The organism is Roseovarius tibetensis (genome assembly GCF_050896375.1).
Taxonomy (GTDB): Bacteria; Pseudomonadota; Alphaproteobacteria; order Rhodobacterales; family Rhodobacteraceae; genus Roseovarius; species Roseovarius tibetensis.
In genome coordinates, this window is record NZ_JBPBBB010000014.1 from 39,844 (window position 1) to 57,651 (window position 17,808).

The 17,808-nt window shown below is 63.4% G+C and carries 17 protein-coding genes and 1 tRNA gene; 16 read left to right on the forward strand and 2 right to left on the reverse strand.

Annotated elements, in window-relative coordinates; translation table 11 throughout:
• Positions 1 to 144 precede the first annotated feature (144 nt).
• Positions 145 to 588 (forward strand): DUF4399 domain-containing protein, encoded by a 444-nt coding sequence (locus ACROSR_RS11080; RefSeq protein ID WP_432684984.1) that lies wholly within the window; start codon positions 145 to 147, stop codon positions 586 to 588.
• Between the two features lie 56 nt (positions 589 to 644).
• Here ACROSR_RS11080 and ACROSR_RS11085 read toward each other — a convergent pair whose 3' ends face one another.
• Positions 645 to 2,672, reverse strand: a complete 2,028-nt coding sequence (locus ACROSR_RS11085; protein WP_432684986.1) for a 2,4-dienoyl-CoA reductase FMN-binding domain-containing protein — start codon at positions 2,670 to 2,672, stop codon at positions 645 to 647.
• A gap of 107 nt (positions 2,673 to 2,779) precedes the next feature.
• Positions 2,780 to 3,433 (reverse strand): alpha/beta hydrolase, encoded by a 654-nt coding sequence (locus ACROSR_RS11090; protein ID WP_432684988.1) that lies wholly within the window; start codon positions 3,431 to 3,433, stop codon positions 2,780 to 2,782.
• Between the two features lie 158 nt (positions 3,434 to 3,591).
• On the opposite strand from ACROSR_RS11090, the gene iscR reads away from it, so the two are divergent.
• The 15 genes from iscR (at position 3,592) to ACROSR_RS11165 (ending at position 17,807) form a co-directional block, all read left to right on the forward strand.
• On the forward strand, positions 3,592 to 4,053 hold the full coding sequence (gene iscR / locus ACROSR_RS11095; protein WP_432684990.1) for a Fe-S cluster assembly transcriptional regulator IscR: 462 nt from the start codon (positions 3,592 to 3,594) through the stop codon (positions 4,051 to 4,053).
• Positions 4,054 to 4,367: 314 nt separating this feature from the next.
• The gene (locus ACROSR_RS11100) at positions 4,368 to 5,411 is read left to right on the forward strand and encodes a cysteine desulfurase family protein (RefSeq protein ID WP_432684992.1); all 1,044 of its coding nucleotides are present in this window, start codon (positions 4,368 to 4,370) and stop codon (positions 5,409 to 5,411) included.
• A gap of 18 nt (positions 5,412 to 5,429) precedes the next feature.
• The gene (sufB, locus tag ACROSR_RS11105) at positions 5,430 to 6,968 is read left to right on the forward strand and encodes a Fe-S cluster assembly protein SufB (protein ID WP_432684994.1); all 1,539 of its coding nucleotides are present in this window, start codon (positions 5,430 to 5,432) and stop codon (positions 6,966 to 6,968) included.
• The gene (locus ACROSR_RS11110; RefSeq protein WP_432684996.1) at positions 6,968 to 7,294 is read left to right on the forward strand and encodes a hypothetical protein; all 327 of its coding nucleotides are present in this window, start codon (positions 6,968 to 6,970) and stop codon (positions 7,292 to 7,294) included. Before sufB ends, ACROSR_RS11110 begins: the two co-directional genes overlap by 1 nt.
• 178 nt (positions 7,295 to 7,472) lie before the next feature.
• Positions 7,473 to 8,228, forward strand: coding sequence for a Fe-S cluster assembly ATPase SufC (sufC, locus tag ACROSR_RS11115; protein ID WP_432684998.1), 756 nt, complete (start codon positions 7,473 to 7,475; stop codon positions 8,226 to 8,228).
• Entirely contained in the window at positions 8,228 to 9,520 is a 1,293-nt protein-coding gene (sufD, locus tag ACROSR_RS11120; RefSeq protein ID WP_432685000.1) for a Fe-S cluster assembly protein SufD, read from the forward strand. Before sufC ends, sufD begins: the two co-directional genes overlap by 1 nt.
• A complete protein-coding gene (locus tag ACROSR_RS11125; protein WP_432685002.1) occupies positions 9,520 to 10,005 on the forward strand; it encodes a YIP1 family protein in 486 nt (161 codons plus the stop codon). The genes sufD and ACROSR_RS11125 overlap by 1 nt, the downstream gene beginning before the upstream one ends.
• A complete protein-coding gene (locus tag ACROSR_RS11130; protein ID WP_432685004.1) occupies positions 10,002 to 10,595 on the forward strand; it encodes a Yip1 family protein in 594 nt (197 codons plus the stop codon). Before ACROSR_RS11125 ends, ACROSR_RS11130 begins: the two co-directional genes overlap by 4 nt.
• Before the next feature lies 1 nt (position 10,596).
• A complete protein-coding gene (locus ACROSR_RS11135; protein ID WP_432685006.1) occupies positions 10,597 to 11,817 on the forward strand; it encodes a cysteine desulfurase in 1,221 nt (406 codons plus the stop codon).
• Positions 11,818 to 11,921: 104 nt separating this feature from the next.
• A tRNA-Arg gene (locus ACROSR_RS11140) sits at positions 11,922 to 11,998 on the forward strand.
• Positions 11,999 to 12,237: 239 nt separating this feature from the next.
• Positions 12,238 to 13,818 carry an ABC transporter substrate-binding protein gene (locus ACROSR_RS11145; protein WP_432685008.1) on the forward strand — a complete coding sequence of 527 codons (1,581 nt, stop codon included), beginning with the start codon at positions 12,238 to 12,240 and terminating at the stop codon, positions 13,816 to 13,818.
• A gap of 86 nt (positions 13,819 to 13,904) precedes the next feature.
• The gene (locus ACROSR_RS11150; RefSeq protein WP_432685010.1) at positions 13,905 to 14,891 is read left to right on the forward strand and encodes an ABC transporter permease; all 987 of its coding nucleotides are present in this window, start codon (positions 13,905 to 13,907) and stop codon (positions 14,889 to 14,891) included.
• The gene (locus ACROSR_RS11155; RefSeq protein ID WP_432685012.1) at positions 14,888 to 15,853 is read left to right on the forward strand and encodes an ABC transporter permease; all 966 of its coding nucleotides are present in this window, start codon (positions 14,888 to 14,890) and stop codon (positions 15,851 to 15,853) included. Before ACROSR_RS11150 ends, ACROSR_RS11155 begins: the two co-directional genes overlap by 4 nt.
• Positions 15,850 to 16,845, forward strand: coding sequence for an ABC transporter ATP-binding protein (locus ACROSR_RS11160; RefSeq protein ID WP_432685014.1), 996 nt, complete (start codon positions 15,850 to 15,852; stop codon positions 16,843 to 16,845). The genes ACROSR_RS11155 and ACROSR_RS11160 overlap by 4 nt, the downstream gene beginning before the upstream one ends.
• Positions 16,842 to 17,807: an ABC transporter ATP-binding protein gene (locus ACROSR_RS11165; protein ID WP_432685016.1), complete on the forward strand. Its 966-nt coding sequence runs from the start codon at positions 16,842 to 16,844 to the stop codon at positions 17,805 to 17,807. Before ACROSR_RS11160 ends, ACROSR_RS11165 begins: the two co-directional genes overlap by 4 nt.
• Position 17,808: the final 1 nt, after the last annotated feature.

Here is a 17,808-nt window from a genome sequence, read left to right on the forward strand (position 1 = left end):
CAATATCTCGATTTTTCGTTGATTGTCAGTTATTTGGCAACCATAGCACGAGTGCTCTTAAACCTGAGATTGCCAAGTTATACCTTTGATTGACGACATGTCGGTGGTACAATCCCGAGGGCAGTCTCAGAAGGAGTATGTTCCATGAAACGTATAACGGCACTTTTCGCGGCGGGCCTTCTGGCCATGGCCGGTCCCGCGCTTGCCAGCGACACGCCCGCGCCAGACGGGGCAGAGGTCTATTTTGTCAACCTGTCGGATGGCGATACCGTGGACAGCCCCGTGACCGTGGTCTTCGGGCTTGAAGGCATGGGCGTCGCCCCCGCCGGAATGGACGCGGACATGACCGGTCATCACCACATCCTGATCGACCGTCCGCCGCTGGGCGAGGGGCCGGGTGGCGCCGACGAGTTGACGACCAGCCTGCCGGCGGACGATCATCACCGGCATTTCGGTGGGGGTCAGACACAGGTGACGCTCGACCTGGAGCCGGGCGAGCATACGCTGCAACTGGTCTTGGGTGACCACAACCATGTGCCGCATGACCCGCCGATCACATCTGACGTGATCTCTATCACGGTGGAATGACGGCTTCGCGCATGGCCGGGACGCTGACACCCCGCTGCCGCGCTTGGGCGCCGGGATCACAGCGTCGCGGCCAGCCGCGTGCCCTGATCTATCGCGCGTTTCGCGTCGAGTTCGGCGGCGACATCCGCGCCACCGATGACATGAACGGTCATTCCCCGCGCCTGCAGTGACTCGGCCAGGCTCCGGTCGCTGATCTGCCCGGCGCACAGCACGATGCTGTCGGCCTCGATCAGCGTCGGATGGTCGTGCGCGTCCCCGTAGGTGATGTGCAGGCCCTCGGCGTCGATCCGTTCGTAGTTGACGCCGCTCAGCATCTTGACGCCCTTCATCCGCAATGCCGCGCGATGCACCCAGCCGGTCGTCTTTCCAAGCCGCTTGCCCGGACGCTCGGCCTTGCGCTGCAACAGGGTGATCTGACGTGCGGGCGGTTCCGGCTGCGGCCCCTCGGGGGCTAGCCCGCCGCGTGTCTGTTCCGGATCGCCCACGCCCCATTCGGTGCGCCAGAGGGCGGGATGTTCGGTCGGGCTGTCGCCGGTGTGAACGAGGAATTCGGACACATCGAACCCGATCCCGCCCGCGCCGACCACCGCGACACGGCGGCCGACCGGTGCGCGCCTGCGCAGCACGTCGATATAGCTGAGGACATTGGGCCCGTCCTGGCCGTCGATTCCCGGATCGCGCGGGATCACGCCCGTGGCCACGATCACTTCGTCGAACTCCGTCAGATCGGCGGCGCGCACCTCGTGTCCCAGCTTGACCTCGACCCCCGTCTCGCGAAGCATGACCGCGTACCAGTCCACCAGTCCGTGGAATTCCTCCTTGCCGGGAATCACGCGCGCCATGTTCAGTTGCCCGCCGATTGCGTCGGCCCGGTCGAAGAGCGTCACGTGGTGCCCGCGTCCCGCCGCCGTGATCGCGGCCGAAAGCCCGGCGGGGCCGGCACCGACCACCGCCACGCGCTTGATCCGGTCGATCGGCGCGGGGACCAGCTCTGTTTCGTGGCAGGCGCTCGGATTGACGAGGCAGGAGGTGAGCTTGCCCGAAAACGTGTGGTCGAGGCAGGCTTGGTTGCAGGCGATACAGGGCGCGATGGTCTCGGCACGCCCCGCGGCGGCCTTCCTGACGAAATCGGCATCCGCGAGGAAGGGTCGTGCCATGCTGACCATGTCGGCCACGCCACCCGCCAGAAGATCCTCGGCCACCTCCGGCGTGTTGATCCGGTTCGAGGTGATGACCGGGATGCCCACCTTGCCCATCAGCTTCTCGGTCACCCAGGCAAAGCCGGCGCGCGGCACGGATGTGACGATGGTGGGCACACGCGCCTCGTGCCAGCCGATGCCGGTATTGATGATCGAGGCGCCCGCGCGCTCGACCTCTTGCGCCAGCTGCACCACCTCGGCATGTGTGCTGCCATCGGGGATCAGGTCGATCATAGACAGCCGGTAAATCACGATGAAGTCCGGGCCGACCGCGTCGCGGACCCGGCGCACAACCTCGACAGGAAGGCGCATCCGGTTTTCGTAGGATCCGCCCCAGCGGTCGGTGCGCTTGTTGGTGTGGGTCACGAGGAACTGGTTGAGCAGGTAGCCCTCGGACCCCATGATCTCGACCCCGTCATAGCCTGCTTGCCGGGCGCGGGTTGCCGAGGTGACGATGTCGGCGATCTGTTTCTCGATCCCGGCCTCGTCCAGCTCTTGCGGGATGAAGGGCGAAATCGGCGCCTTGATGGCGGATGGCGCGACGCAATTCTTGCCGTAGGCGTAGCGCCCGGCATGCAGGATCTGCATCGCGATGCGACTGCCTGCCGCGTGCACCCGGTCGGTGACTGTCCGGTGATCGGCGATGTCGTCCTCTGTATAAAGGCCTGCCGCCCCCGGAAAGACACCGCCCTCTGGGTTGGGGGCCATCCCGCCGGTTATCATCAGCCCCACACCACCGCGCGCGCGGGCCGCGTAGAACTCTGCCACCCGGTTCCAGTCGCGCGTTTCCTCCAGTCCGGTATGCATGGACCCCATCAGCACGCGATTCTTCAGCGTGACATGTCCCAGATCGAGGGGCTCAAGAAGGTGAGGGTACTGCGTCATCGCTGGCGGATCTCCCTTGGCTGGCGCATTCTGCTCCCGTGATGCCGCGTGCGGGCGCGCGTGTCACCCCGCAACGCGGCGTCACGGCGCCACGCGCCATGCCCCGATCACCGCGTGGTCTCGGTGAGCCGCCGTTTCACGTAGGTCGAGACGGTGTCGATCATGTCGTCCATGTGGGGTTCCTGGAAAAAATGATCGGCGCCCGGCACTTCCTCGTGGGTGATGGTGATGCCGTGCTGCTCGTGCAGTTTTCCGACAAGCGACGCGGTGTCGGCGGGCGGCGCGACACGATCCTGGCTGCCGTTGATGATCAGCCCCGAGGCGGGGCAGGGCGCGAGGAAGCTGAAATCGTACATGTTCGCGGGCGGCGAGACCGAGATAAAGCCCGTGATCTCGGGGCGACGCATCAACAGTTGCATGCCGATCCATGCGCCGAAGGAAAACCCGGCGACCCAGCAATGTTTCGAGTTGTTGTTCATCGATTGCAGGTAATCGAGGGCGGCGGCCGCATCGCTCAGCTCTCCGACACCCTGATCGTATTCGCCCTGGCTGCGTCCCACGCCGCGAAAATTGAATCGCAGCACCGTGAACCCCAAGGCGTAGAACGCGTAATGCAGATTGTAGACGACCTTGTTGTTCATCGTGCCGCCGAACTGCGGATGCGGATGCAGCACGACAGCGATCGGGGCGTCCTTTTCCGACTGTGGATGATAGCGGCCTTCGAGACGGCCCTCGGGGCCGGGAAAGATTACCTCGGGCATTGGTTCCCTTTGTGCATGGTGTCGGGCAGGTGCATCGTTCTTGACGTGGCTGCCCGGACACCTTAGAACATTTCTAAGTTGTGGTCGGTGCTGGATTGGCTACAGCGAGATAAGCGCATGGTGCGTCAAGGTCAATCTGTGTGCGCGGGGAACGAGCGATGAAACTGAGCACCAAGGGGCGGTACGCGATGGTCGCGCTGGTCGATATCGCGCTTCAGCCCTCCGATCAGGTGGTGACCCTTGGCGAGGTGTCGCGCCGGCAGGACATTTCGCTGCCCTATCTCGAACAGCTTTTCGTCAAGCTGCGCCGCGCCGGGCTGGTGACGTCTGTGCGTGGTCCGGGGGGCGGGTACCGCCTCGCGCGTCCAGCATCGGAGGTCCGCGTGGCCGACATCCTGTCGGCCGTGGACGAGACGGTCGATGCGTTGCACAAGGGGGCCGGGGCCTCGGGCGGTGCCAGCGGATCGCGTGCCCAGTCCATGAGCAACCGGCTGTGGGAGGGGCTGAGCGCACAGGTTTACGTGTTCCTGCATCAGACCCGGCTGAGCGACGTTGTCAGCAACTCGCTGGCGCCGTGCCCGGCGGTGCCGCATCTGTTCTCGGTGGTGGACGAGGACTGAGATGTGGTTTGAAACGGTTATCATCGGATTGCTCGTCGGTCCGTCAGTAGTTGGTGGAATTTACGCAGACGGTCGCAAACGAGAAATGGACAATCTGCGATTCTCCAAAGGTTCGGAGCACAAGCCCGACTTGAGGGAGGCTTGGGACCGAATATCAATGATTTTTGTGGCACAGATACTGTGCGCAATGCTTGCCCTCGGTCTGATCGGGTTTGGCAATTAGCCACGGTCAGCAAGATAAAACGATGCAACCTATGGAATCAGTTTTAAGTTAAAAACTACCGGTCAAATGTGAGTGAAAAGACAAGTTTATCATGGCAAGGGTTTACCTCGACTACAATGCGACGGCCCCGCTGCGCCCCGAGGCACGGGAGGCGATGATCGCCGCGATGGATCTTGTCGGCAATCCGTCCAGCGTACATGCCGAAGGACGCGCCGCCAAGGGCGTGGTCGAGCGGGCGCGCGCACAGGTGGCGGCGGCCTTCGGGGCCGAAGGGGCCGATGTCATCTTTACGTCCGGGGCCACCGAAAGCGCGGCGCTGGCCTGTGCGGGAAGGGATCTGCACGGCGCGGGCGTGGAACACGACGCGGTGCGGTCGTGGATACGTGAGACGCTGCCCGTTGACGCACTGGGCCGCGTGCGCGTGCAGGATCCCGCGCGGTCGGTGCTGCAGCTTGCCAACTCGGAAACCGGCGTGGTGCAGGATCTGCCCGACGGGCTGGCGGTCAGCGACATGACGCAGGCGTTCGGCAAGCTGCCGGTGGCGTTCAACTGGTCTGGGGCGCAGATGGCGCTGGTTTCGGCGCACAAGATCGGCGGGCCCAAGGGCGTGGGCGCGCTGGTGATCCGCCGGGGCACGGACCTCGCCGCGCAGATCCGGGGCGGCGGGCAGGAAATGGGCCGTCGGGCCGGCACCGAGAACGTGATCGGCATCGCCGGATTTGGTGCCGCCGCCGAGGCCGCGGCGCAGGATCTGGCCCGCGGCGTCTGGAGCAGGGTCGAAAAACTTAGAAACATTCTAGAAAATACCATTGCAGGGGGTGCAAAAGAGATTAATTTTGTCGGACAAGGCACGCGGCGTCTGCCCAACACGTCCTGTTTCATTGCAGGGGGATGGAAAGGCGAGACACAGGTGATGTCGATGGATCTGGCGGGTTTCGCGGTCTCTGCGGGCAGCGCCTGTTCCAGCGGCAAAGTGCGGCAAAGCCGGGTGCTGCGCGCGATGGGACACAGCGAGGCCGAGGCAGGCGCGAAGGTGCGCGTATCCCTGGGACCGCAAGTGACCGAAGACGAGATCATGCGCTTTGCCGAAAGCTGGCTCGCGCGCAGACAGAAACAGCAGGCCCGCGCGGTCTGAAAGGAAGGGAGAACGCTGATGACGGCTCTGGATGAAGGTCAGGTCAAGGAAGGTGTCGACACCGAAACGGTCGATGCCGTGCGTCAAGTGGGCGGGGCCTACAAGTACGGTTGGGAAACCGACATCGAGATGGACTATGCGCCGAAAGGCCTGAACGAGGACATCGTGCGGCTGATCTCGGCCAAGAACAACGAGCCCGAATGGCTGACCGAGTGGCGTCTGGAGGCGTATCGCCGCTGGACGCAGATGCAAGAGCCCGACTGGGCGATGATCAACTATCCGGCCATCGACTATCAGGAACAGTACTATTACGCCAAGCCGAAATCGATGACCGAAAAGCCCAAGTCGCTTGACGATGTCGATCCCAAGCTGCTGGAGACGTATGCGAAACTGGGTATCCCGCTGAAGGAGCAGATGGTGCTGGCCGGTGTCGAAGGGGCCGACGCAGCCCCCGCAGAGGCGGCCGATGGGGACAAGCGCAAGGTGGCGGTCGATGCGGTGTTCGACAGTGTCAGCGTCGGCACGACCTTCAAGGATGAGCTTGCCAAGGCCGGGGTGATCTTCTGCTCGATCTCCGAAGCTGTGCAGGAGCATCCCGAACTGGTCAAGAAATACCTCGGCTCTGTCATTCCCAATGCCGACAACATCTTCGCCACGCTGAATGCCGCGGTCTTCACCGACGGGTCGTTCGTCTACATTCCGCCCGGCGTGCGCTGCCCGATGGAGCTGAGCACCTATTTCCGGATCAATGCCGAGAACACGGGCCAGTTCGAGCGGACGCTGATCATCGCCGACAAGGGCAGCCATGTCAGCTACCTTGAAGGCTGCACGGCCCCGCAGCGCGACACCCACCAGCTGCACGCGGCCTGCGTCGAGCTTATCGCGCTGGAGGATGCCGAGATCAAGTATTCGACGGTCCAGAACTGGTATCCCGGCGATGAGAACGGCAAGGGTGGCATCTACAACTTCGTCACCAAGCGCGCCGAATGCCGCGGCGACCGGTCGAAGGTCATGTGGACACAGGTCGAAACGGGGTCCGCGATCACGTGGAAATACCCGTCATGCATCCTGAAAGGCGATGACAGCCAAGGCGAGTTTTACTCGATTGCCATTGCGAACAACTGGCAACAGGCCGATACCGGCACCAAGATGGTGCATCTGGGCAAGAACACGCGTTCGCGGATCGTCTCCAAGGGGATCAGCGCGGGGCAGGCGCAGAACACCTATCGCGGGCTTGTGTCGATGCACCCCAAGGCCAAGAACAGCCGCAACTTCACGCAGTGCGACAGCCTTCTGATCGGCGACAAGTGCGGCGCGCACACGGTGCCGTATATCGAGGTCAAGAACAACTCGTCGCGCGTCGAACACGAGGCGACGACATCCAAGGTGGATGACGACCAGATGTTCTATTGCCGCTCGCGTGGCATGGACGAGGAAGAGGCCGTGGCGCTTGTCGTCAACGGGTTCTGCAAGGACGTGTTGCAGGCCTTGCCGATGGAGTTCGCGATGGAGGCACAACAACTCGTGGCGATCTCGCTCGAGGGTTCGGTCGGCTGATGGGCGGTCAGGGTATTGCGAACGGCCCGCCCCGGCTTGCAATCGCGTGGCTCACGCGGTTCCCGCCACATCTGTGGCGCGAGGGGCGCCGGCTGGGACTGTTGATCGTCGGGCACTTCTTCGTTTTCTTGCTGGCGATCGGCCACGACGAGATCGTCGAGGAAAGCGTGGCGGCGGGTCTCATTGCGCCGGCGCGCACCGAAATGGTCGAATTGCTCATGGCGTTCGTGCTGTTCCTTGGCTGGACGATCCTGACCATCGCCATTGTCCAGATGGTGCATCAGGCCCGGTCGGAGACGGCCCGTGCAACGCGGGGCAATATCTGATGGATGCCGGGCGGTCCGGGCCGCCAGCCGAGGCTGCGTTGGCCCGCCGTTCATCACGACCAGCGGGATCGCCCGGTGCGGGGGGTCGATGATCCCGCCGCCGGCGGACCCGCTGGCTGTCGCCCAAGTAAAAATGCGGCCGCGACGCCGCTGAAGACACATTGAAAGGATAGAAAGAATGCTGGAAATCAAGAACCTGCGCGTCGATCTTGAGGAAGAGGAAAAGACGATCCTCAAGGGCGTGGACCTGACGGTCGAGGACGGCAAGGTGCATGCGATCATGGGGCCGAACGGGTCCGGCAAATCGACGCTCAGCTACGTCCTGTCGGGTCGCGACGGCTACAAAGTGACCGAAGGATCGGCCACGCTCGACGGTGTCGACCTGCTTGCGCTGGAGCCTGAAGAGCGTGCGGCGGCGGGCCTGTTTCTGGCGTTTCAGTATCCTGTCGAAATCCCCGGCGTGGGCAACATGACCTTCATGCGCACGGCCGTGAACGCGCAGCGCAAGGCGCGCGGCGAAGAGGAAATGAGCGCTGCCGATTTCCTCAAGGCCGTGCGCGAGAAGGCCAAGACCCTCAAGATCGACGCCGACATGCTGAAGCGTCCGGTCAACGTGGGATTCTCGGGTGGCGAGAAAAAGCGCAACGAGATCCTGCAGATGGCGATGCTTGCCCCCAAGATGTGCATCCTTGACGAGACCGACTCAGGTCTTGACGTGGACGCGATGAAACTGGTGGCACAGGGTGTGAACGCGCTGCGCGACGAGGGGCGCGGGTTCCTGGTCATCACGCACTACCAGCGACTGCTCGACCACATCCAGCCCGATGTCGTGCACATCATGTCCGAGGGGCGGATCATCAAGTCGGGCGGGCCGGAGCTGGCCCAAGAGGTCGAGCGCGACGGTTATGAAGATCTGAAATCGGAGGTGGCGTGATGGCAGTTCCGAACCCGAAACAGACAGCGACAGAGGCGCGGCTGGCCGGTGTCACGCTGCCGCAGGGCGCGGCGTGGAGCACGTCTGCGCGCGAGGCGGCTTTGGCGCGCGTCCGGTCGATGGGCTTGCCGGGGCGCCGCGATGAATACTGGAAATTCACGCGCCCCGACAGTCTGATCGCTGCGGAACCACCCGTGGCCGCCATCCACGACGACGCGGCCGAGCCGGAGTTCTACGGCGATCTCGACAGGCTGAAGCTTGTCTTTGTCGATGGGGTGTTCGACGCGGCGCAAAGCGATGACGCGGCGCTGGACGCGGTGCGGATCGAGCGGCTGGAACAGGCCGGTCAGACAGACATTCACTGGGCCAAGGATCTCTACGGCACGCTCGAAGAGCGCGGGCAGACCCCGGTGCCACGCCCGCTTGCCGCGCTCAATACGGCGCTGGCCCGCGACGGGATGCTGATCCACGTTACCGGCAAGGCCGCAAAGCCGATCCATCTGGTCAATGTGCAGGCCTCGGAAACCTCCGACGCGCTGCTGCACCATGTTGTCAAGCTGGACGCGGGGGCATCGCTGACCGTGCTGGAACACGGTCCTGCCGGGGCACGGTTCAACACGGTGATGGAGGTCGACGTGGCCGACGGGGCCAGCTTTCACCATGTCCGCGTTCAGGGCCGCGACCATGCGCGCCACGCCGCGACGCATGTGTTCGCGCGGCTGGCCACGGAAAGCGTGTTCAAGTCGTTCACGTTGACCGCCAACGGCGTGATGACCCGCAACGAATGCGTGATCGAGTTGACCGGCGACGATGCCACCGCGCATGTCGCGGGCGCCACGATCGGTGACGGGGACGATTTCCACCAGGACGACACCGTGTTCGTGACCCACGACGCGGAACGGTGCGAAAGCCGGCAGGTTTTCAAGAAGGTGCTGCATAACGGGGCCACGGGCGTGTTTCAGGGCAAGATCCTGGTGAAGGCCGGCGCGCAGAAGACCGACGGCTACCAGATCAGCCAGTCGCTTCTGCTGGATGATGACAGCCAGTTCCTCGCCAAGCCCGAGCTGGAGATCTATGCCGATGACGTCGCCTGTTCGCATGGCTCCACCTCGGGGGCGATCGACGAGGATGCCCTTTATTACATGCGGGCACGCGGTATCCCCAAGGCGACCGCGACCAACCTTCTGACCCTGTCATTCCTTGCCGAGGCGGTGGAAGAGATCGAGGATGAAGACCTGCGTGACGAGATCAGCACGCGTCTCGCAAGCTGGTTGGAGCTTGGTATCGACTGATGCCCGTCACGACGGATATCGTGGCCACGTATCGCGGGCCGCGCCGGGTGGTGCGGCGCCTTCTGGAGATGGGCACACGTGAGGATCGCGCGCTGGTCATTCTGATCGGGGCCTGTGTAGTGGTGTTCGTCGCGCAATGGCCGCGTCTTGCCCGAGAGGCGCACCTGACCGAGCAGGCGTTGAATCCGCTTCTGGGCGGAGCGTTGGTGGCGTGGCTGTGCATCGCGCCCCTGCTGCTTTATGCGCTGGCGCTGTTCAGTCACGGGGTCGCGCGCCTGACCGACGGGCGCGGCACCGCCTTTGGCGCGCGGCTGGCATTGTTCTGGGCGTTTCTCGCGGCCAGTCCGCTGATCCTGCTGCACGGTCTTGTGGCCGGGTTCGTCGGTCCGGGGCCGGGTCTGCAACTGGTTGGTCTGATCTGGTGTGGTGTTTTTGGCTGGTTCTGGCTATCCGGCCTGTATGAGGCGGAATGGAGCCGAAAATGACACGTGACGATGTCCTCGACCTGCTGCGGCAGACCCTGTTTCAGCCGCGCGAGGCGGCGCGTCTGTTGATCGACATGCGGCTGCCGTCGCAATGGCTGTGGCTGGCGCTGGTGCTGATGGCGATCCTGAATTCCATCTTCTACACGCTATCGGTGCAGATCAACCCGCCGACCGATCCATCGGCGGCGCTGATGCCGCCGGTTTTTCAGGCGCCGATTCTTTTTGCCGTGTTGTTGTTCGGGGCCTTGGCGCTGACGGTTATCGCGCTCTCTTTCGTGGGGCAGGGGCTTGGGGGTGCGGCCGAGATGACCGACATCCTTGTCCTGCTGACATGGCTGCAGGTGCTGCGTTTGCTCGTGCAGGCCGGGGTTCTGGTTCTCGCGCTCGGGGCACCGGCGCTGGCGGCCATCGCGGTGATCGTGTCGGCTGTGTGGGGCGTGTATATTCTGATCGGTTTCGTCGATGCGGCCCACCGGTTCGACAACAGGTTCAAGGCGGCAGGGGTGATCGTGTTGTCTTTCGTGGCCATGGCGATCGGGCTCAGCACGCTGCTCAGCCTTGTTGGGATCTTTACAATGAGAGGGGGCTGACATGCTCGACGTCGAAAAGATCCGTGCCGATTTCCCGATCCTCGCGCGCGAGGTGAACGGCAAGCCCCTTGTCTATCTCGACAACGGGGCGTCCGCGCAGAAACCGCAGGTGGTGATCGACGCGGTGACGCAGGCCTACGCGCAGGAATACGCCAACGTGCATCGCGGGCTGCACTATCTCAGCAACATCGCGACCGAGAAATACGAGGCGGTGCGCGGCACCGTCGCGCGGTTTCTCGGTGTCGCGGACGAGCGCCAGATCGTCCTGAATTCAGGCACCACCGAAGGTATCAACATGGTCGCCTATGGCTGGGCCATGCCGCGCATGGAGGCCGGCGACGAAATCCTGCTGTCGGTGATGGAGCATCACGCGAATATCGTCCCGTGGCACTTTCTGCGTGAACGGCAGGGTGTCGCGCTCAAATGGGTGGATGTCGACTCGCGCGGTTATCTCGACCCGCAAAAGATCATCGATGCCATCACACCGCGCACGAAACTGATCGCCATCACCCATCTGTCGAACGTTCTGGGCACCAAGGTCGACGTCAAGGCAATCTGTGACGCCGCCCGCGCGCAGGGCGTGCCGGTGCTGGTCGATGGCAGCCAGGCTGCGGTGCACCTGCCCGTGGACATCGACGAGATCGGGTGCGACTTCTACGCTGTCACGGGGCACAAGCTGTACGGCCCGTCCGGGTCCGGCGCGATCTTCGTGCACCGCGACCGCCTGGCCGAGATGCGTCCCTTCATGGGCGGGGGCGACATGATCCGCGAAGTCTCGAAAGACGCCGTGATCTACAACGACCCGCCGATGAAGTTCGAGGCCGGCACCCCCGGCATCGTCCAGACCATCGGGCTGGGCGTCGCGCTCGATTACATGATGGGTGTGGGCATGTCCGATATTGCCGCCCACGAGGACGATCTCAGCCGCTACACGCAGGATCGGCTGGCGGGGTTGAACTGGCTGACCGTGCAGGGGACAGTGCCCGACAAGGCCGCGATCTTTTCGTTCACCATGGACGGGTCGGCGCATGCGCATGACATCTCGACCATTCTCGACAAGAAGGGCGTCGCGGTGCGCGCTGGCCAGCATTGCTGCGGCCCGCTGATGGAGCATATGGGCACCGCCGCGACCTGCCGCGCGTCCTTCGGGATGTACAACACCCGCGCAGAGGTCGACGCGCTGATCGACGCGCTGGAGCTTGCGCACGATCTTTTCGGCTGACCCATGCGGCGACTGGCGGGGCGAAACTATTTCGAAATCACCCCGTCAATCGTGTCGTTCTTCCCTTCACACGCAGACGGATTTGGCGTAAATGCCATTCCAAGGCACCCATAGCTCAGCTGGATAGAGCGCTGCCCTCCGAAGGCAGAGGTCTTAGGTTCGAATCCTAATGGGTGCACCACCATCTCACCATATCTCCGCGCGGGTGTTTGCCCATGGCGCCTAACGCGGCCTGGCCGTGACAGCGTTTTTAAAGACGGCTGTGTCGCCGTCCAACATTATGCGGCCTTTGAAAGCTTGTTTTGACCAAGGGTCAGCAGCGTCTAAAACGGTTGATGAATATCGCAGTGTGTTTATGGTTTCGTGACATGCATCCCGATACGGGAGCATCACGAACACAAGAAAACAGGGAGTATCGCGATGAAAGCGACAACCGGATTACTGGCCGCGGCGCTGCTGGCCTCCACCAGCGTGGCCGCCTATTCCGAAACCTTGCGGTGGGCGCGTGCGGGGGATTCACTGACCCTCGATCCGCATGCCCAGAACGAGGGGCCGACGCATACCCTGTCGCATCAGATCTACGAGCCGTTGATCATCCGCGACATGGACGGGCAGTTTCAGGCGGCTCTTGCAACCGACTGGGCCCCGAAAGAGGGTGATCCGAACGTCTGGGTGTTCAACCTGCGCGAGGGGGTCACGTATCATGACGGGGCCGATTTCACCGCCGAGGATGTCGTGTTCTCGATCAACCGGGCCAAGTCGGACAATTCCAACATGAAGGAATTGCTGTCGTCGATCGTCGAGGTGCGTGCCGTCGACGACTATACTGTCGAGTTCGAGACAGGTGGTCCCAACCCGATCCTGCCCGCCAACCTGACCAACCTGTTCATGATGGACAAGGGCTGGGCCGAGGCGAACGATTCGGTCGATGTGCAGGACGTCGAAAGCGGCGAGACCACCTTCGCCTCGACCAATGCCAACGGCACCGGGGCCTTCACCCTTGTCAGCCGCGAACCCGACGTACGCACCGTGCTGGAGCGCAACCCGGATTACTGGGGCATGGACGACTTTCCGATGGATGTAAGCGAGATCATCTTCACCCCGATCCAGAACGCCTCGACCCGTGTCGCGGCGCTGCTGTCGGGTGAGGTCGATTTCATCCAGGATGTGCCCGTGCAGGATCTAGAGCGTGTGGCCGCGGCCGATGGGCTGACGGTCAAGACCGCGCCGCAGAACCGGACGATCTTCTTCGGCATGGACCAAGGCTCTGACGATCTGGACACCGACAATGTCGAGGGCGAGAACCCGCTCGCCGATGTCAGGGTGCGCCGGGCGATGAACATGGCGATCAACCGGGAGGCCATCAAGCAGGTCGTCATGCGCGGTCAAAGCCAGCCGGCCGGCATGATCGCACCGCCCTTCGTCAACGGCTGGACCGAGGAGATGGACAACTCCGTCTCCACGGATGTCGACGCCGCCAAGGCGCTGATGGAAGAGGCGGGATATGGCGACGGCTTTGCCATCCAGCTGGATTGCCCGAACGATCGCTACGTCAATGACGAGGGAATCTGCCAGGCGACGGTCGGCATGCTGGGTCAGATCGGCATCACCGTGAACCTCGATTCCAAGCCCAAGGCGCAGCATTTTCCGCTGATCACCAACGCCACCACGGATTTCTACATGCTGGGCTGGGGGGTTCCGACCTACGATTCGGAATACATCTTCAACTTCCTCGTGCATACGCGCGGTGATGAGCGCGGCAGCTGGAACAATACCGGCTATTCGAACCCGGAGATCGACGAGATGATCGTCAGCCTCGCGTCGGAAACCGATCTCGAGAAGCGCGACGCGATGATCGCCGATATCTGGGCCGAGGTGCAGGACGAGGTGCTGTATCTGCCGGTGCATCACCAGGTGCTGAACTGGGGCATGGCCGAGAAGGTCGGCATCGAAGTCAGCCCCGAGGATGACCCGAAGATGAAGTTCTTCACCATGAACTGATGCCATGTGCCGGGCGGCGTGACCGCCGCCCGGCCCTCGTCGCGTGCGCCGCGATCGAACTGCCTTCCTGAACCGGGGATACCCCAATGCTTGCCTATGTCATCCGCCGCGTTCTGCAGTCGGCGCTGGTCCTTCTGATCGTCGGTCTCGTCGCGTTCTCGATGTTCAGCTTCGTCGGTGACCCGGTCGACAACATGCTGGGACAGGAACGCACCCAGGCCGATGTCGAACGGTTGCGCGAACGGCTTGGCCTGAATCAGCCCTTTCCGATCCAGTACATGAAATTCCTCGGCGAGGCGGTGCAGGGCAATTTCGGGCTGAGCTATCGGCAGGGGCGCCCGGTTTCGGAAATCCTGCTGGAACGTGCGCCTGCGACGCTCGAACTGGCCTTCGTGTCGGCGGTCATGGCGTTGCTGGGGGGCATCGGCCTTGGCGTGTTCACGGCGATCCGGCGCAACGGCTTTTCAGCGAATTTCATCATGTCCGCGTCGTTGATCGGGGTGTCGCTGCCGACCTTCCTGATCGGTATTCTGCTGATCTACCTGTTCGCGGTCGAGCTCAAATGGCTGCCCAGTTTTGGCCGCGGCGAGGTCGTGGATCTGGGCGGGTGGACAACGGGTTTCCTGACGGTGTCGGGCCTCAAGGCATTGATCCTGCCGTCGATCACGTTGGGATTGTACCAGATGACGCTGATCATGCGCCTCGTGCGGACCGAAATGCTCGAGGTGCTGCGACAGGATTACATTCGTTTCGCCCGCGCGCGGGGGCTACGCGAGAAGTCGGTGAATTTCCGTCACGCGCTGAAGAACACGATGGTGCCGGTGATCACCGTGACCGGCCTTCAACTGGGATCGATCATCGCGTTCGCGATCATCACTGAAACGGTGTTTCAGTGGCCCGGCGTGGGGCTCTTGTTCATCAACGCGATCCAGTTCGTCGATATCCCCGTGATGGCCGCGTATCTGATGCTGATCTCGGTCATGTTCGTGGGCATCAACCTGATCGTGGATCTTCTCTATTTTGCCATTGATCCGCGCTTGCGGATCGACCGTTCAGGGGGGAAGCCGACATGAGCGATGCCGAAACACAACCCACCCGGCCAGAGCCGACCCCGGCCGCCCCGTCGCGCCTTGCGCGTGCGTGGGATTCGGATTTCCTGTGGTCCTTTCGTCGGTCGCCGGTCGCGGTTGTCGCGACCCTGACGGTGACCCTGATGATTCTGGCGGCCCTTCTCGCGCCGCTCATCGCGCCGTACAACCCGTTCGACCCGGCGACGCTGAACCTGATGAACGGCTTCACCGAGCCGATGACCGAGAACGAGTTCACCGGGCAAACCTTCCTTTTGGGGTCTGACGATCAGGGCCGAGATGTGCTGTCGACGATCCTCTACGGATTGCGCATCTCGCTGTTCGTCGGCTTTGCGGCGGTCCTTCTGGCGCTGGTGCTGGGGGTGACACTGGGCCTTCTGGCGGGATATCTGGGCGGCTGGACCGAAACGGTGATCATGCGGATCGCAGATGTGCAGCTGACCTTCCCCGCGATCCTCGTGGCGATGCTGATCTTCGGTATCGCCAAGGGTATCACCCCGCCCGAGCATCGCGACGCCATGGCGATCTGGGTGCTGATCCTCGCCATCGGCCTGAGTGACTGGGTGCAATTCGCGCGTGTCGTGCGTGGCGCCACCCTGGTCGAGAAGAACCGCGAATACGTGCAGGCCGCAAGGCTGATCGGGCGGCGTCCGGGCGCGATCATGCTGCGCCATATCCTGCCCAACGTCCTCAACCCGGTGCTGGTGATCGCCACAATCAGCCTTGCGCTGGCGATCATCGCCGAGGCGACGCTGTCGTTTCTGGGTGTCGGCGCGCCGCCCACGCAACCCAGCCTCGGGACGCTGATCCGTATCGGGCAGGGATATCTCTTTTCGGGCGAATGGTGGATCCTGCTGTTTCCGGCGCTGACACTTCTGACACTGGCGCTGTCGGTCAACCTGTTGGGCGACTGGCTGCGCGACGCTTTGAACCCGAGGTTGAAATGAGCATACCCGTCCTGTCCGTTCGCGATCTCGTCGTGGAGATTCCGACCCGTCGCGGCATGCTGCGCCCGGTGGATCAGGTCAGCTATGATATTGGTGTTGGTGAAATCCTCGGCGTGGTCGGCGAATCCGGCGCGGGCAAGTCGATGGCCGGCAATGCGGTGATCGGGCTGCTGGATCCGCCGGCGCGGATCACCGGGGGACAGATCCTGCTTTCGGGACAACGCATCGACGACCTGCCGCGCGACAAGATGCGCAAGTTGCGCGGCAACAGGATCGGGATGATCTTCCAGGACCCGTTGACCTCGCTCAACCCGCTGCTGACCATCGGCGACCAGTTGACCGAGACGATCCTCGAGCATCTCGATGTCACCCCGACCGAGGCCCGCAAGCGCGCCATCGCCGCCCTCGAAGAGGTCGGCATCCCCGCCGCGTCGCAGCGCATCGGCAGCTATCCGTTCGAGTTCTCCGGCGGGATGCGCCAGCGGGTGGTGATCGCACTGGCCCTCTGCGCAGAGCCGGATCTGGTGATCGCCGACGAACCGACGACCGCGCTCGACGTGTCGGTTCAGGCGCAAATCGTGGCGTTGCTCAAGCGGTTGTGCCGCGATCGCGGCGTCGCCGTGATGCTAGTCACCCACGACATGGGCGTGATCGCCGAGGCCGCCGATCGCGTCGCGGTGATGTATGCCGGGCGTCTGGCGGAAATCGGCCCGGTGCGCGATGTGCTGACCGCGCCCCGCCATCCGTATACCGAAGGGCTTATGGCCTCGACACCGCTGGCCAGTCAGGGCCGCACGCGCCTGCGGCAGATCCCCGGATCGATGCCCCGGCTGGAAGCCCTGCCGCACGGATGCGCGTTTCACCCGCGCTGCGCCTATGCGCAGGACACCTGTCGGAAGGCGCCCGGACCCGATATCGGATCCTGTGGCGGGCGCGCCGCGTGCTGGTTCCCGCTGACTGAAAGCGCCCCGTTAGAGAAGGCCAAGGCATGACCGCGCTGATTTCCGTCCGCAACCTCACACGCGTTTTCGATGTCTCGAAACCCTGGCTCAACCGGGTGATCGAACGCCTGCCGCGGGCATTGCTGACGGCGGTATCGGACGTGTCCTTCGATGTCGCGGAACGGTCGGTTTATGCGCTGGTCGGCGAAAGCGGGTCGGGCAAATCGACCATCGGCAAGATCGTCGTCGGTCTCGTGCCACCGTCCGAGGGCGCGGTCGAGGTGCGCGGCGTCGATCTGTCGAACTCTGACGATCCGTCGGCCATCGCGGCCGTGCGCGCCGATATCCAGATGATCTTTCAGGACCCGTTCGCCTCGCTCAACCCGCGCTGGCGGGTGCGCGACATCATCCAGGAGCCGGTCAAGGTACTGGGGGGCGACATCACGGGACTGGCCGAGAAATTGCTCGAACAGGTGGGGCTGTCAGCGTCGGATGCGGGCAAGTTCCCACACGAGTTTTCGGGGGGTCAGCGTCAACGGATCTGCATCGCGCGTGCGCTCGCCTCAGAGCCGAAGGTGATCGTCTGCGACGAGCCGACATCGGCGCTGGATGTGTCCGTACAGGCGCAGGTTCTGAACCTGATGAGCGATCTGCGCGAGGAATACGGGCTGACCTATCTCTTCATCAGCCACGATCTGACCGTTGTGCAGCACATGGCCGACGTGATCGGCGTGCTCTACCTGGGCCGGCTGGTCGAGGAAGCGCCGCGCGACGCATTGTTCGAGACCCCGAAACACCCCTATACGCGGATGCTGTTCGAGGCCGCGCCCCGCATGGACGCCTTCGGACGCGATATCGACGTGCCCAAGGGCGAGATTCCCGACGCCATCAACCCGCCGCCCGGCTGCGCGTTTCACCCGCGCTGCCCGATCGCGGTCGATCGCTGCCGCGTGGAGCGTCCCGAGATGCGAAAGATCGGTCAGACCCGCGTGGCCTGCCATCTGGCCGAGTGAT

Excerpts from the sequence above, each read along its gene's own strand:
- ACROSR_RS11155 (WP_432685012.1), top strand. The coding sequence starts at position 14,888 with ATGAGCGATGCCGAAACACAACCCACCCGGCCAGAGCCGACCCCGGCC.
- ACROSR_RS11130 (WP_432685004.1), top strand. The coding sequence starts at position 10,002 with ATGACACGTGACGATGTCCTCGACCTGCTGCGGCAGACCCTGTTTCAG.
- ACROSR_RS11145 (WP_432685008.1), top strand. The coding sequence starts at position 12,238 with ATGAAAGCGACAACCGGATTACTGGCCGCGGCGCTGCTGGCCTCCACC.
- sufB (WP_432684994.1), top strand. The coding sequence starts at position 5,430 with ATGACGGCTCTGGATGAAGGTCAGGTCAAGGAAGGTGTCGACACCGAA.
- ACROSR_RS11160 (WP_432685014.1), top strand. The coding sequence starts at position 15,850 with ATGAGCATACCCGTCCTGTCCGTTCGCGATCTCGTCGTGGAGATTCCG.
- ACROSR_RS11110 (WP_432684996.1), top strand. The coding sequence starts at position 6,968 with ATGGGCGGTCAGGGTATTGCGAACGGCCCGCCCCGGCTTGCAATCGCG.
- ACROSR_RS11165 (WP_432685016.1), top strand. The coding sequence starts at position 16,842 with ATGACCGCGCTGATTTCCGTCCGCAACCTCACACGCGTTTTCGATGTC.
- sufC (WP_432684998.1), top strand. The coding sequence starts at position 7,473 with ATGCTGGAAATCAAGAACCTGCGCGTCGATCTTGAGGAAGAGGAAAAG.
- ACROSR_RS11125 (WP_432685002.1), top strand. The coding sequence starts at position 9,520 with ATGCCCGTCACGACGGATATCGTGGCCACGTATCGCGGGCCGCGCCGG.
- ACROSR_RS11100 (WP_432684992.1), top strand. The coding sequence starts at position 4,368 with ATGGCAAGGGTTTACCTCGACTACAATGCGACGGCCCCGCTGCGCCCC.
- ACROSR_RS11135 (WP_432685006.1), top strand. The coding sequence starts at position 10,597 with ATGCTCGACGTCGAAAAGATCCGTGCCGATTTCCCGATCCTCGCGCGC.
- ACROSR_RS11080 (WP_432684984.1), top strand. The coding sequence starts at position 145 with ATGAAACGTATAACGGCACTTTTCGCGGCGGGCCTTCTGGCCATGGCC.
- sufD (WP_432685000.1), top strand. The coding sequence starts at position 8,228 with ATGGCAGTTCCGAACCCGAAACAGACAGCGACAGAGGCGCGGCTGGCC.
- ACROSR_RS11090 (WP_432684988.1), bottom strand. The coding sequence starts at position 3,433 with ATGCCCGAGGTAATCTTTCCCGGCCCCGAGGGCCGTCTCGAAGGCCGC.
- ACROSR_RS11150 (WP_432685010.1), top strand. The coding sequence starts at position 13,905 with ATGCTTGCCTATGTCATCCGCCGCGTTCTGCAGTCGGCGCTGGTCCTT.
- iscR (WP_432684990.1), top strand. The coding sequence starts at position 3,592 with ATGAAACTGAGCACCAAGGGGCGGTACGCGATGGTCGCGCTGGTCGAT.
- ACROSR_RS11085 (WP_432684986.1), bottom strand. The coding sequence starts at position 2,672 with ATGACGCAGTACCCTCACCTTCTTGAGCCCCTCGATCTGGGACATGTC.